Below are 14,151 nucleotides of genomic sequence, written 5' to 3' on the forward strand. Positions count from 1 at the left end.
CACGGATCTGACATGGCACCAATTTAACATAATATATATTATGCGAAATGCTGGTCATGGCGGCTCGATGCCCCTGTGTCATCGTCGCGACACCCAGACAGCCGTCTCCGTCCGCCACGTTCGGTGACGGCCCCGACAGCCTGCCATGATGCCAAGTGTCGTCCAGCCTTCACGCTTCCGCCATGGGAACGCGCCTCACGGTCACGGCGAATGTCACGGCCGATACGCCGGTGCCCGGAACGCCGCTCGAGGTTCCGGGCGCGCGGCCCTGCGATCGATGATGTCAGGCCGTCTCGACGTCCAGGCGCTGGCTGGGTGCGGCTCTCTCGAGCCGGATGGCGATGAACTTCGAGGTCGGCGTGAAGGTCTGCTCGCCGTAGCTGTCGAGCGGCACCAGCGGGTTGGTTTCCGGATAGTACCCCGCGGCCTGGCCGTCCGGCATGTCATAGGCCACCAGCTGGAAATCGCTGACCCGACGTTCGCGGCCGTCGTCCCACAGCGACACCAGGTCCACCCGGTCTCCGGGTTCGAAGCCCAGCCGGCGAATCTCGTCCTCGTTGACGAACACCACCTGGCGCAGGCCGAAGACGCCGCGGTAGCGGTCATCGAGGCCGTAGAGCGTGGTGTTGTACTGATCGTGGGAGCGCAGTGTCTGCAGGATCAGGTCCGGCGTCTCGCCGCGCGCCAGCACGCCGGCATTGACCAGCGACTCGGGCAGCGAATGCGACCGGAAATGCGCTTTGCCGCTGACCGTGTGCCAGACCCGCTTGGCGGCGGCGTTGCCCAGGTGGAAGCCGCCGGGCCGATTCAGCCGTGCGTTGTAGTCCTCGAAACCGGGAATGGTGTCCGCGATCAGCTCGCGGATGCGGCCGTAGTCGGCGATCAGCGACATCCAGTCCACGGGATGATCGCCCAGCGTCGCCTGGGCGATGCCGGCGATGATCGCGGGCTCGGAGCGCAAATGTGAAGACCGCGGTGTCAGCTGGCCATGGGAGATGTGCGCCATGCTGAAGGTGTCCTCCACGGTCACGCCCTGAGGGCCCTCGGCCTGCCTGTCGATCTCGGTGCGGCCCAGGCACGGCAGGATCAGGGCGTCCTGCCCGGTCACCAGGTGCGAGCGGTTCAGCTTGGTGGCGATATGCACGGTCAGGTCGCAGCGGCGCAGCGCGGCATGGGTACGCTCGGTATCCGGCGTGGCCTGGGCGAAATTGCCGCCCAGGCCGAGAAAGACCTTCGACCGCCCTTCTTCCATCGCCTGGATCGCCTGCACCGTGTTGTGACCATGGTCGCGCGGCACCTCGAAGCGGAAGCGCCGCTCCAGGGCGTCGAGCAGCCCCGCCGGCGGCTTCTCGTCGATGCCCATGGTGCGATCGCCCTGCACGTTGCTGTGGCCGCGTACCGGGGACAGGCCGGCGCCGGGCTTGCCGACGTTGCCGCGCAGCAGCTGGAGATTGACGATCTCCTGCACCGTGGCCACCGAGTGACGATGCTGGGTGATGCCCATCGCCCAGCACATCACCACCCGCTCGGCGCGTCGATACATCGAGGCCGCCAGCTCGATGTCCTCGGCCGACAGCCCCGACTGAGCGATGATGTGGGCCCAGGGCGTGGCATCGACGGCGGCAAGATAGTCGTTCAGGCCGTCGGTGTGGGCCTCGAGGAAGGCGTGATCGAACACCGGCGGTTCCCCGGCTGCCAGCGCCTCGCGCTCCCAGCCCAGCAGGCATTTCGCGATGCCGCGCATCAGCGCCATGTCGCCGCCGAGGGCCGGCCGGAAATAGGCGGTGTTGGTGGGTTCTGAGCCGTTGCCCAGCATTTCCAGCGGCTTCTGGGGATGCTGGAAGCGCTCGAGGCCACGCTCCTTCAGCGGATTGATGCAGACGACCTGAGCGCCGCGCTGGACGGCCTCGCGCAGCGGCTCGAGCATGCGTGGATGGTTGGTGCCCGGATTCTGGCCGATGACGAAGATGGCGTCGGCGTGCTCCAGGTCGTCGAACACCACGGTGCCCTTGCCCACGCCGAGGCTGTCGGTCATGCCGATGCCGCTGGCCTCGTGGCACATGTTCGAGCAGTCGGGGAAGTTGTTGGTCCCGAAGGCACGCACGAACAGCTGATAGAGGAAGGCGGCCTCGTTGCTGGCTCGCCCGGAGGTGTAGAACTCCGCCTGATGCGGCGACTCGAGGCGATTCAGATGATCGGCGATCAGCGCGAAGGCGTCTTCCCAGCGGATCTCGACGTAATGGTCGCTGGCGGCGTCGTAGCGCATGGGCTGTGACAGCCGGCCCTGATATTCCAGCCAGTAGTCGCTCTGCCGGAGCAGATCCGAGACGCTGTGTTCGGCGAAGAACGCCGGGTCGACGGAACGGCCGGTGGATTCCCAGTTCACCGCCTTGGCGCCGTTCTCGCAGAACTTCACCAGGCCGTTCTCCGGCGACTCGCCCCAGGCACAGCCCGGGCAGTCGAAGCCGTGGTCCTGGTTGGTCTTGAGCATGGCACGGATGTTCTTGACCGCGTTGTCGCTGCCGAGCCAGCTCTTGGTCACGCTCTTGAGTGCTCCCCAACCCGCCGCGGCGCCCGAATACGTCCTGATATGCTCATCTTGGCTCATCTTGTTTCCTCGGGATAATGAGCTTCCTAACATATTGCTCATCGCGCGCCGAGTCCAATCGAAAGCCATGAACGAACGATCACGATGCTCTATCGAGACTGCCTAAGGCATCGATATTTCATAGGCATCCATGATGGATTGTTCGATTGAATCGATTGGATCGATCATGTCTCGCCGCGAGACGATGGCGGCACGCCCCCATCAGGTTTCTCGCTCGACACCATGATCGTTCCCCCCTCGCCCCGACCCGGCTGGTTCGCCCTGTTGATCACCCTCAAGGGATCCATCGTGCCGCGCATCGCTCAGCGCTGCCTGATGGTCACGCTACTGGCCGCGGCGATCGTGCTGATCGAGCGCCGCTATTCGGACGCCTTCCCGTCGATCAGCGCCACGCCGTTTACCTTGCTGGGGCTGTCGCTCTCGATCTTCATGAGCTTTCGTAACAATGCCTGCTATGCCCGCTGGTGGGAGGCGCGCCAGGCCTGGGGGCAGGTCTTAAGCGAGGTTCGTTCCTTTGCCCGGCAAAGTCAGGTGATCCCGAACGCGGGGCTCAGGGGCTCGCTGCTCCGAGAGCTGTGTGGGCATGCGCACGCCCTCAAGGCCCGGCTGCGCGACGAGGACGAGTTCTCGGCCGCGGCTTGCTGGCTGCCCGCTGAACGGCATGGCTACGGCCACAACGTCGCCGATGGCGTGCTGCGGCATGTGGGACGACAGTGTTCGGCTCTCGCCGTCGCCGAAGTGATCAGCGAGTGGCGCTACGTCACCCTGGAGCAGCGGCTGGTGGCGCTGTCGGAGGCCCAGGCGACCTGCGAGCGACTTCACAACACCCCGCTGCCCTTCCCCTACACGCTGCTGCTGCACCGCACGACCTTCGTGTTCTGCCTGCTGCTGCCGCTGGTGCTGGCCGAGCCGCTGGGATGGCTGGCGCCGCTGTTCACCACCGTCGTCAGTTACACCTTCTTCGGGCTGGATGCCATCGGCGACGAGCTGGAGGACCCGTTCGGCGACGACGACAACGATCTGGCGATCGATGCCATGGTTCGCCAGATCGAGCGGGACATGCTGGACGCCGCCGGCGAGGCCGAGCTGCCGGCGGCGTGGCGGCCCGATGGCGTGGTGCTGTCCTGAAGCGTATGGTGGCGGTTCGCCGTTTACCGCCGGACATGCCATGGACATCAAGCAGCTCAAGTTCCTCATCGCCCTCGCCGAGACGCGCCACTTCGGCAAGGCGGCCGAGCGCTGTCACGTGACACAGCCGACGCTGTCCATGCGGCTGCGGGCCCTGGAGGAAGAGCTGGATCTGGTGCTGGTCAACCGCGGCCACCGCTTCGAGGGGATCACCGAGGCCGGCGAGCGTATCCTGGCCTGGGCACGTACCCTGCTGGCGGCTCATGACGGCTTGCAGTCGGAGGCGGCCAACTGTCGGGGCCAGCTGGTGGGCACGCTGCGCCTGGGCATGGTACCGCTGGCGGCACTCGATCCCATGCGCCTCATCCAGCCGCTCCATCGTGCCTTCCCGGAGCTGCGCTTCGCGCTGCAGTCGCTGAGCTCGGAGCGCATCATCGATGGCCTCAGCCGCAACCAGCTGGATATCGGCCTGTGCTATCTCGAGCCGCTGGACGCCACCGATTTCGAGGTCATTCGCCTCGGCGCCACCGACATGGGGCTGCTGCACGATACCCGCTATTTCACCTTCGATGACGCGGCGACGCTCGACTGGCCCCGGCTCGAGGGCCTGCCCCTGGGACTGCTGACCAAGGGCATGCACTATCGCCACTCGATCGGCGTCGCCCTGCAGCGCCACGGTCTGGATCCGGCCCCGGTGCTCGAGAGCGACTCGACCTTCCAGCTGGTCCAGGCCGTCGGCGCCGGACTCTGCTGCGCGATCATGCCCTTGGACAGCGGCATCGAGGCGCTCGGCGGCCATCTGCGCATGACGCCCATCGCCGAGGCGCGCACCCAGGCGCCGATGGGGCTGCTGATGCGCGGCACCGGACCACGTTCCGCCCTGGCCGAGCAGTGCTTCGCCGAGATTCGCGCGCAGCTATCCGAATCGACCGACATGCCGACGTCCTGATGCCCGACCGCCTCGCCTGACCGGCCTGCTGGCATGGCGTTCACGCCCGTGCTCTTCTATATTATTGTACAAATCCGATTCAAGGAATTTGTCATGTATAGAAAAATGCCGAGTCGCGGTACGCGTCCCCTGGTATGGCTGGCGATGACGCTGTCGCTTGCCGGCTGTGCCGGCGTGGACGTGGAGCACTATGCAGGCACCACGCCGAAACTCGATATCGCCGACTATTTCGAGGGGCAGTCGCGGGCCTGGGGCATGGTGCAGGACTACAGCGGCGAGGTGCAGCGGCGCTTCACCGTCGATATCGACGGCAGCGTCGAGGGCAATACCCTGACCCTGGACGAGCGCTTCACCTATGCCGATGGCGAGACCGACCGACGCGTCTGGACCTTCGAGCGCCGCGACGGCGGCCGCTGGGAAGGTCGTGCCAGTGACGTCGAGGGCGTGGTGCAGGCTCGACAGTCAGGGCACGTCTTCCACATGAGCTATCCGCTCGAGGTCACGGTGGACGGACGCGATCTCACCTTCCACATGGACGACTGGATGTACCTGCAGCCCGACGGCCGGCTGATCAATCGTACGTCCATGAAGAAGTTCGGCCTGACGCTGGCGGAGATCACCATCGCCTTCGATCGCGACGCCCCACGCTAGGTCACTTCCCTGTCCTTTCTTCTCCTGCTCATGCACAGAAACGACACGGCCCCGGTTCCTGAAGAAACCGGGGCCGTGTCGTCATGCCCTGCGGCCGAGCGCCATCACTCGCCCGCGGGGGCGTAGGAGCCGTCCTCGCGGTGCACTTCCTTGCCGGTCAGGCCCGGGGTGAACACGCAGGCCAGGTGCATGGTCTTGGTGGCCCGCAGCAGGTGGTCGTCATGCTGGTCGAGGATATAGATGTCGCCCGGCTTGATCGGCCAGATCTTGCCGTCGGCCAGGGTCTCGACCTCGCCTTCGCCCTCGATGCAGTACACCGCCTCGAAGTGATGCTTGTAGTGGATATGGGTCTCGGTGCCCTCGAAGATCCGGGTGATATGGAAGGAGCAGTTGCCGCCGTCCTCGGCCAGCGACAGGCGGGTGCTGTCCCAGTTGCCGTTTTCGGCGGTGACCAGGCGGTCGGTCTTGCGCGCTTCCTCGAGATTACGAACGATCATAGCTGCTCTCCATGTGATGTCTCGTGCGCCGGGCGGGGCCGGCAGCCATGGCCTTCCGTCTCCTCACGGACACGGAAGGCCGGATTCGGTGCGATCAGAGGGCCTGCTTGGCGCTGGCCTCCAGAATGTCGAGGCCTTGGATCAGGTCCTCGTCCGGAATGGTCAGCGGGCACAGGCACTTGACCACTTCGCCGTCCTGTCCGCTGGTCTCGATGATCAGACCGTTCTCGAAGGCCTGGCCGGTGATCTTGTCGGCGATGTCACCGCTGCCCACGTCGATGCCGCGCATCAGGCCGCGGCCGCGCTCGCTGGCCTCGATGCCCTTCTCCTCGGTCAGCCAGGCGGCGATCTTCTGGAACCGCTCCTCGACGATGCGCGCCTTGCGCTGGACGTCGCGTTCGAAGGTGTCGTCGCTCCAGTACCTGCGCAGCGCGGCGGCGGCGGTGGCGAAGGCCAGATTGAAACCGCGGAAGGTCCCGTTGTACTGCCCCGGCTTCCACTTGTCGAGCTCCGGACGCATCAGCACGTGGGCGAACGGCAGGCCGAAGCCGGACAGCGACTTGGAGTTGGTGACGATATCCGGCACCACGTCGGCGTGCTCGAAGCTGAAGAACTTGCCGGTACGGCCGCAGCCGGCCTGGATGTCGTCGACGATCAGCAGGATGTCGTGGGCGCGGCAGATGCCTTCCAGGCGCTTGAGCCAGTCCAGGCCGGCGACGTTGATGCCGCCCTCACCCTGCACCGTCTCGACGATCACGCCGGCCGGCACGTCCAGACCGCCGGACTTGTCGCCCAGCAGCTTCTCGAAGTAGTCGAGGGTGTCGGTGGCCTCACCCAGGTAGCCGTCGAAAGGCAGGAAGGACGCGCCCTGGGTCGGGACGCCGCCGGTGGCCTCGCGGAACTTGCGGTTACCGGTGGTGGCAAGCGCCCCCATGGTCACGCCGTGGAAGCCGTTGGTGAAGGTCACGATGTTATGACGCCCCTTGGCCACGCGAGCCAGGCGAATCGCCGCCTCGACGGCGTTGGTGCCGGTCGGCCCCGGGAAGTGCACCTTGTAGTTCAGGCCGCGCGGCTTGAAGATCACCTCCTCGAGGGTCTCCAGGTAGTCGCGCTTGGCGGCGGTCCAGAAGTCCAGGCCGTGGACGATGCCGTCGTCGGCCAGATAGTCGACCAGGGCCTGCTTCATGTGCGGGTTGTTGTGGCCGTAGTTCAGGGTGCCAGCGCCGGCCAGGAAGTCGATGTATTCACGACCGGTCTCGTCGGTCAGGCGCGCGTTCTGGGCCTTGGTGAAGACGACCGGAAAGGAGCGGGAATAGGTCCGGACATCGGATTCCATGCGTTCGAGGGTCTGGGTCTGCATTGCGACCTCCTGTCGGATAAAGAGCGGAATGAAGGAAATTCGGGCGTGACGGTGCCGGCCGGCATGCCGGCACCGTGTCTGCGGCGATCAGATGTCGTCGGTCTGGAAGGGGCCGATACGCACGAGGTTCTCGGGGTCGTGCTCGCCGCCGAGCTGATCGGTGGAGAAGTATTCGCGGCTGTTGAGCGGCGCCTGCCAGCGGTCGGCCAGGCGGCGGAACAGCCCCCAGGACGCCTGGTTATCCGGGGTGATGGTGGTCTCGAGGTGGTGCACCTCGGCCAGCTCCGGCCGCGACATCACGGCTTCCACCAGGCGGCGGGCCAGGCCGGTGCCGCGGGCCTTCTCGCCCACGGCGACCTGCCACAGGAAATAGGTGTCCGGGCAGTTGCTCTTCACGTAGCCGGAAACGAAGCCGACGATCTCGCCCTCCTCGTTGGTGGCCACGGCGCAGCTGTCGCGGAACTGGGTCGCCAGCAGCAGATAGGCGTAGGCGGAATTGACGTCCAGCGGGGGGCAGGACTTGACCAGTTCATAGATGCCCCAGCCGTCATCCGGGTTCGGCTTGCGGATGAACAGCGGAGTGGTCTGATGACCGACGACGGTGTCGGCGATGCTGGGCCGGGCAAGCTCGGCGGAGGGAATGAAGGGCTCTGTGGTGACGTTCATTATCATGTTCGCTTAGCGAATTCGGGAATTATCATAACAGCCACTTATTACCTTTTCAAAAGCCTTGTTATCCAGCTGGCAAAAAGCCATAAATCTACATTATGGGTTTCGCGGGAACGCCGCCATGGCGGGCTTCTCACAGCATAGTCCCGTCTCGTCCGTCCGGCCTGTCACCCCTTCCAACGCAAGCGGGCCACCCGTTCAGGGTGGCCCGCTCGTGTGGCAGCAATGTGACGGCGAGATGTCGCCGCCCGCGGCCTCAGCGCCGCGTCGGCGCGCGCATGGTCACGAATTCCTCGGCCCCGGTGGGATGGATGCCCACGGTCTGGTCGAACTGGGCCTTGGTCAGCCCGGCCCGCACCGCGATGGCGATGCCCTGGATGATCTCGCCGGCCTCGTCGCCCACCATGTGTGCCCCGACCACCACGTCGCTTTCGTCATCGACGATCAGCTTCATCAGGCAGCGCTCGCTGCTACCCGACAGGGTGTGCTTCATGGGGCGGAAATCGGCGCTGTAGACGCGGATGGCGTCGAAACGCTCGCGGGCGGCCTCCTCGGAGAGGCCCACGGTGCCGATGTTGGGATGGCAGAACACCGCGGTGGCGACGCGCTCGTAGTCCAGCGGCTCGGGCGTGGTGTCGCCGAAGTGGTGCTCGACCAGCTTCATGGCCTCTTCCAGCGCCACCGGGGTGAGCTCGGGACCGTCGGTGACGTCGCCCAGCGCCAGGATGGACGGCACGGAGGTCTCGAAACGCTCGTTGACCTTGAGCTTGCCGTCGTCGCTGGTGGCGACGTCGAGCCTGTCCAGTCCCAGCCCCTCGAGATGTGGGCGGCGGCCGGTGGCGGCCAGCACCGCGTCCACTTCCAGCGTCTCGCCGCTGGTCAGGGTGACCTTGAGCCCACCCTCGACCCGTTCGATGACCTCAATGTTGGTGTTGAAGTGCAGGTTGACGCCCTTCTTGTCCATCTCGTCGCGGGTGAACTCGCGTACCTCCTGGTCGAAGCCGCGCAGGAACAGGTCGCCGCGGTAGATCAGGTGGGTGTCGCTGCCCAGGCCGTTGAAGATGCTGGCGAACTCCACGGCGATGTAGCCGCCACCGAGGACCAGGAAGCGTTCCGGGAAGCGGTCGAGGTCGAAGACGCGGTTGGAGTCGAGCGTCAGCTCCTTGCCCGGGAAGTCCGGGACCCAGGGCCAGCCGCCCACCGCGACCAGAATCTTCTCGGCGCTGATGGTCTCGCCGGCGACGCTGACGTGATGGGCGTCGACCACGCTGGCGCGGCCGTTGATCAGGCGCACGCCGGCGTTATCGAGCAGCCGGCCGTAGATGCCGTTGAGACGCTGGATCTCACCGATCTTGTTGTCGCGCAGGGTCGCCCAGTCGAAGGTCGGGGCCTCGGGCAGGTTCCAGCCGAAGCCGCCGGCGTCCTCGAAGCTGTCGTGGAAGTGCGCGGCGTAGGAGTACAGTTTCTTGGGCACGCAGCCGACGTTGACGCAGGTGCCGCCCAGGTAGCGGTCCTCGGCCACGGCGACGCGGGCCCCGGTAGCGGCGGCGGTGCGTGCGGCACGCACGCCGCCGGACCCCGCCCCGATGACGAACAGATCGTAATCGTACTCGGACACAGGCATCTCCTGAGAGTGAATGAGACAAAGGGAACAGGTAATGGGCGGGGATCATACCAGCCGCCGCAGGCCCCCGGGAGGGTCGCGGCCATTGACCGCCGCTATGCCGGTAATAAAAAATGTGCTGTGTCAGCGATCCTGATCATAAGAGACCCCTCCCCATGAAAACCGAAATGAAGCAGCTGCTCGAGCGCAACCGCGCCTGGGCGGACAGCGTCAGCCAGGACGATCCCGAGTTCTTCGCCCGCCTCTCCCAGCAGCAGAATCCCGATTACCTGTGGATCGGCTGCTCCGACTCCCGCGTGCCGGCCAACCAGATCATCGACCTGCCCCCTGGCGAGGTATTCGTTCACCGCAACGTCGCCAACCTGCTCCATCACAACGACATGAACGCCCTGTCGGTGGTGCAGTACGCCGTGGACGTGCTCAAGGTCAAGCACATCATGATCGTCGGCCACTACGGCTGCGGCGGCGTGAAGGCGGCCGTCACCGGCGGCGAGTGCGGCATCGTCGACTACTGGCTGCACTCGGTGCGCGAGCTCTACAGCATGAACCGTCCGGACCTCGAGCACCTGTCGCTGGACGAGCAGGTCGACCGCATGTGCGAACTCAACGTCCAGGCCCAGGTCAACAACCTTTGCCGCACCAAGATCCTCCAGCGCGCCTGGCAGCGCGGCCAGCCGCTGGCCGTGCATGGCTGGGTCTACGGCCTGAGCGATGGCCGTGCCCATGATCTTGACTGCAGCGTGACCGGCCTCGACCAGGTCTCCACCCTGTATCGGATCGATCGCGTGACACCGAGCAGCGACGACTGATCCCGCCGCCCGGCGAGCCTCATTCGCCGGGCGCATGACCCCTTCTCGTTATTTCGATTGTCTTCCTGCCACAAGACTCTCTATGTTGAGAGCCGGACCGGAACAAACGGTCGTTCGCCTCACCAGGCGACACTTATAACAATCCATCCGGCATGGAACGACAAATGACAATCAAGAAGACCCTACTGGCAAGCGCCGTCGGCGCCGCCATGACTGCGGCTGCCATCGTACCGGCCGCCCAGGCCGAGACGACCCTCAGCATGGCCTACGACGCCGACCCGGTATCGCTCGATATCCATGAGCAGCTCTCCGGCGGCATCCTGCAGCTCTCCCACATGACCTTCGATCCGCTGGTGCGCTGGACCCAGGACCTGGAGTTCGAGCCGCGCCTGGCGACGTCCTGGGAGCAGGTCGACGACACCACCCTGCGCATGACCCTGCGCGAGGGCGTCGAATTCCACAGCGGCAATCCCTTCTCCGCCAAGGACGTGGTGTGGACCGTGGAGCGCCTCAAGCGCAGCCCGGACTTCAAGGCGATCTTCGCGCCGATCGCGAGCGTCACCGCGGTCGACGACTACACCGTCGAGTTCACCACCGAGAAGCCCTACCCGCTGCTGCTCAACCTGGCCACCTACATCTTCCCGATGGACAGCCAGTTCTACAGCGGCGAGGACGCCGACGGCGACCCGAAGGACGAGATCGTCAAGAACGGCAACTCCTACGCCTCGCGGCATCTGTCCGGCACCGGTCCCTATGAGGTCACCGAACGCCAGCAGGGCGTGCGCGTGGTCTTCGATCGCAATGAGGACTACTGGGACGAAGACTCCCCGGGCAACGTCGACGAGATCGTGATGACGCCGATCAGCGAGAACGCCACCCGCGTGGCCGCCCTGCTCTCCGGCGACGTCGACTTCATCGCCCCGGTGCCGCCCAACGACCTCGAGCGCATCCGCAACGACGACGACACCCAGCTGGTCACCATGTCCGGCACCCGTATCATCCTGTTCCACATGAACGAGGATCGCGTCGAGGCGTTCAAGGACCGTCGCGTGCGTCAGGCTTTCGCCTACGCCATCAACCAGGAAGGCATCGCCGACCGCCTGATGAAGGGCTTCGCCACCCCGGCGGCCCAGATGTCGCCGGCGGGCTATGCCGGTCATGTCGACGGCCTGGAGCCGCGCTACGACGTCGAGCGCGCCAAGGAACTCATGGCCGAGGCCGGCTATGAAGACGGCTTCGAGATCACCATGATGGCGCCCAACAACCGCTACGTGAACGATGCCAAGATCGCTCAGGCGGTGGCCGCCATGCTGGCGCGGATCAACGTCAAGGTCGATCTCAAGACCCTGCCCAAGGCCCAGTACTGGGGCGAGTACGACGATCGCGCCGCCGACATGATGATGATCGGCTGGCACGCCGACACCGAGGACTCGGCCAACCTGCACGAGTACCTTACCGCCTGCCCGGATCCCGATACCGGGGCCGGCCAGTACAACGCCGGCAACTACTGCAACCCGGAGCTCGACGAGCTGGTGGCCCAGGCCAATCTGGAGGTCGACCGCGACAAGCGCGCGGCGATGCTGCAGGAGGTCGAGCAGACCCTCTACGACGATGCGGCCTTCATCCCGCTGCACTGGCAGGACCTGGCCTGGGCCTCCGCGGCCAACGTCGACATCGAGCCGGTGCTCAACGTGATGAACTTCCCCTACCTCGGTGACCTGGTCGTCGAGGAGGAGTGATGCCTCCCTCGCCGGCGGACCGCCGGCGAGGCTTTCCCATCCAGAACAGGTGACGCGCTCGGGACGAGCGCGCCACTCCGTATTGCCTACGGGACGCCACTCATGATCGCCTTTCTGATCAAGCGCCTCTTTCATGCGCTGCTGGTGATGTTCGTCATCAGCGTGATCGCCTTCGCCATACAGGACAATCTGGGCGACCCCATCCAGCAGATGGTCGGCCAGTCGGTGCCGGAGAGCGAGCGCGCGGCGCTGCGCGAGGAGCTCGGTCTCAACGACCCCTTCGCGGTCCAGTACCTGCGCTTCGCCGCCAACGCGGTGCAGTTCGACTTCGGCTACTCCTACGTCTTCAATGAGCCGACCACCGACGTCATCCTGCGCCACCTGCCCGCGACCCTGGAGCTGGTGGCCGCGTCCACCTTCCTGATCATCGCCCTGTCGATCCCCATCGGGGTCTACAGCGCCATCCGGCCGCGCGCCTGGCTGTCGCGGTTCTTCATGGGGGTGTCGATCATCGGCATCTCCATCCCGGTGTTCCTGACCGCCATCGTGCTGATCCAGCTGTTCGCCATCGGCGTGTCCTGGTCGCCCTTCCCCGCCGATACCGGCTGGGGCGCCTGGCTCAATGATCTGATCAGCACCGACGGCGGCATGCCGGCCTATGGGCGCGGCGATCCGGTGCCGGTGTTCGGCACCTGGGAGACCAACTTCGCCTCGCTCGAGGGGCTGACCTACCTGGTGCTGCCCGCCATCTCGCTGGCCTCGATCATGCTGCCGCTGTTCATTCGCCTGATCCGCGCCGAGATGCTCGAGGTGATGCAGTCGGAGTACGTGAAGTTCGCCCGCGCCAAGGGCATCTCGCTGCGCCGCATCTACTTCCTGCACGCGCTGAAGAACACCATGCTGCCGGTGATCACCGTGGGCGGGGTGCAGATCGGCACCCTGGTCGCCTACACCATCCTCACCGAGACGGTGTTCCAGTGGCCCGGCATGGGCCTGATGTTCCTCGATGCCATCGAACGCTCCGACATTCCGCTGATCGTCACCTACCTGATGATCGTGGGGCTGATCTTCGTGATCACCAACACCCTGGTCGACCTGATCTACGGCCTGGTCAACCCCACCGTCAAGCTGACAGGAAAGCCCGCATGACCACCTCGACCCCAACCGCTGCGAGCTCGTCCACGGCGAGCCGCTGGGAACGCTTCCGCGATTCCTATCTGCTCTACAGCTTCAAGCGCGATCCGATCGCCCAGGTCAGCCTGGCGGTGTTCATCCTGCTGGTGGCGATGGCCCTGCTGGCACCCTGGCTGGCGCCGATGAACCCCTATGATCTGGCTCAGATCGACATCCTGGCCTCGGAGCTGCCGCCGTTCTGGGTCGACGGCAGCGATCCGGCCTACCTGATGGGCACCGACGCCCAGGGCCGCGACCTGCTATCGACCATTCTCTACGGCCTGCGGGTCTCGTTGATCATCGGCTTCGGCGCGGTGGCGATGCAGGCCACGCTCGGCGTGTGCTTCGGTCTGCTTGCCGGCTATCTGGGCGGGCGCGTCGATGCCTTCCTGATGCGCATGGCCGATATCCAGCTGTCGTTCTCCACCCTGATGGTGGCGATCGTGGTCGGCGCGCTGTTCAAGGCGATCTTCGGCGGCGCCACCTTCAGCACCTATGCGGTGCCGCTGCTGGTGCTGATCATCGGCCTGGCCGAGTGGCCGCAGTACGCGCGTACCGTGCGTGCCTCGGTGCTGGCCGAGAAAGGCAAGGAATACGTCGACGCCGCCCGGGTGATGGGCCTGTCGAGCCGGCGCATCATGTTCCGCCACATCCTGCCCAACACCCTGTCGCCGATCTTCGTCATCTCCACCGTACAGGTGGCCAACGCCATCATCTCGGAGGCGGCGCTGTCGTTCCTCGGTCTCGGCATGCCCGAGACCCAGCCCTCGCTGGGCTCGCTGATCAAGTCCGGGTTCGACTACATCCAGTCCGGTTCCTGGTGGATCACGCTGATCCCGGGCCTGGTGCTGGTGGTGCTGGTGCTGGTCATCAACCTGCTCGGCGACTGGCTGCGCGACGTCCTCAACCCACGTCTCTACAAGGGCTGAGGCCAAGGAGTTCCC

12 protein-coding genes are annotated in these 14,151 nt (G+C 65.5%); 7 read left to right on the plus strand and 5 right to left on the minus strand.

Annotated elements, in window-relative coordinates; translation table 11 throughout:
- Positions 1 to 283: 283 nt before the first annotated feature.
- The gene (locus MYL53_RS03970) at positions 284 to 2,608 is read right to left on the minus strand and encodes an FdhF/YdeP family oxidoreductase (protein ID WP_247852118.1); all 2,325 of its coding nucleotides are present in this window, start codon (positions 2,606 to 2,608) and stop codon (positions 284 to 286) included.
- 222 nt (positions 2,609 to 2,830) lie between these two features.
- Between MYL53_RS03970 and MYL53_RS03975 the strand changes: the two genes are divergently transcribed.
- The 3 genes from MYL53_RS03975 (at position 2,831) to MYL53_RS03985 (ending at position 5,336) form a co-directional block, all read left to right on the plus strand.
- A complete protein-coding gene (locus tag MYL53_RS03975; RefSeq protein WP_247852119.1) occupies positions 2,831 to 3,736 on the plus strand; it encodes a bestrophin family protein in 906 nt (301 codons plus the stop codon).
- 40 nt (positions 3,737 to 3,776) lie between these two features.
- Entirely contained in the window at positions 3,777 to 4,685 is a 909-nt protein-coding gene (locus MYL53_RS03980; RefSeq protein ID WP_247852120.1) for a LysR family transcriptional regulator, read from the plus strand.
- A gap of 93 nt (positions 4,686 to 4,778) precedes the next feature.
- On the plus strand, positions 4,779 to 5,336 hold the full coding sequence (locus tag MYL53_RS03985) for a DUF3833 domain-containing protein (protein WP_247852121.1): 558 nt from the start codon (positions 4,779 to 4,781) through the stop codon (positions 5,334 to 5,336).
- A gap of 104 nt (positions 5,337 to 5,440) precedes the next feature.
- Here MYL53_RS03985 and MYL53_RS03990 read toward each other — a convergent pair whose 3' ends face one another.
- The 4 genes from MYL53_RS03990 to gorA all read right to left on the minus strand — a co-directional run bounded on the left by MYL53_RS03990 (position 5,441) and on the right by gorA (position 9,486).
- A complete protein-coding gene (locus tag MYL53_RS03990; protein ID WP_247852122.1) occupies positions 5,441 to 5,833 on the minus strand; it encodes an ectoine synthase in 393 nt (130 codons plus the stop codon).
- 94 nt (positions 5,834 to 5,927) lie between these two features.
- Positions 5,928 to 7,193 carry a diaminobutyrate--2-oxoglutarate transaminase gene (gene ectB / locus MYL53_RS03995; RefSeq protein ID WP_247852123.1) on the minus strand — a complete coding sequence of 422 codons (1,266 nt, stop codon included), beginning with the start codon at positions 7,191 to 7,193 and terminating at the stop codon, positions 5,928 to 5,930.
- Positions 7,194 to 7,280: 87 nt separating this feature from the next.
- On the minus strand, positions 7,281 to 7,859 hold the full coding sequence (gene ectA, locus MYL53_RS04000; protein WP_247852124.1) for a diaminobutyrate acetyltransferase: 579 nt from the start codon (positions 7,857 to 7,859) through the stop codon (positions 7,281 to 7,283).
- 259 nt (positions 7,860 to 8,118) lie between these two features.
- Complete coding sequence (gene gorA / locus MYL53_RS04005) at positions 8,119 to 9,486, minus strand: glutathione-disulfide reductase (RefSeq protein ID WP_247852125.1); 1,368 nt, start codon at positions 9,484 to 9,486, stop codon at positions 8,119 to 8,121.
- A gap of 155 nt (positions 9,487 to 9,641) precedes the next feature.
- Between gorA and can the strand changes: the two genes are divergently transcribed.
- The 4 genes from can (at position 9,642) to MYL53_RS04025 (ending at position 14,136) form a co-directional block, all read left to right on the plus strand.
- Positions 9,642 to 10,295, plus strand: a complete 654-nt coding sequence (can, locus tag MYL53_RS04010; RefSeq protein ID WP_247852126.1) for a carbonate dehydratase — start codon at positions 9,642 to 9,644, stop codon at positions 10,293 to 10,295.
- 164 nt (positions 10,296 to 10,459) lie between these two features.
- Complete coding sequence (locus tag MYL53_RS04015; protein WP_247852127.1) at positions 10,460 to 12,034, plus strand: ABC transporter substrate-binding protein; 1,575 nt, start codon at positions 10,460 to 10,462, stop codon at positions 12,032 to 12,034.
- Positions 12,035 to 12,136: 102 nt separating this feature from the next.
- Entirely contained in the window at positions 12,137 to 13,183 is a 1,047-nt protein-coding gene (locus MYL53_RS04020) for an ABC transporter permease (RefSeq protein WP_016854911.1), read from the plus strand.
- Positions 13,180 to 14,136, plus strand: coding sequence for an ABC transporter permease (locus MYL53_RS04025; protein WP_247852128.1), 957 nt, complete (start codon positions 13,180 to 13,182; stop codon positions 14,134 to 14,136). Before MYL53_RS04020 ends, MYL53_RS04025 begins: the two co-directional genes overlap by 4 nt.
- Positions 14,137 to 14,151 lie beyond the last annotated feature (15 nt).

Source organism: Halomonas getboli (genome assembly GCF_023094245.1).
Lineage (GTDB): Bacteria > Pseudomonadota > Gammaproteobacteria > Pseudomonadales > Halomonadaceae > Halomonas > Halomonas getboli.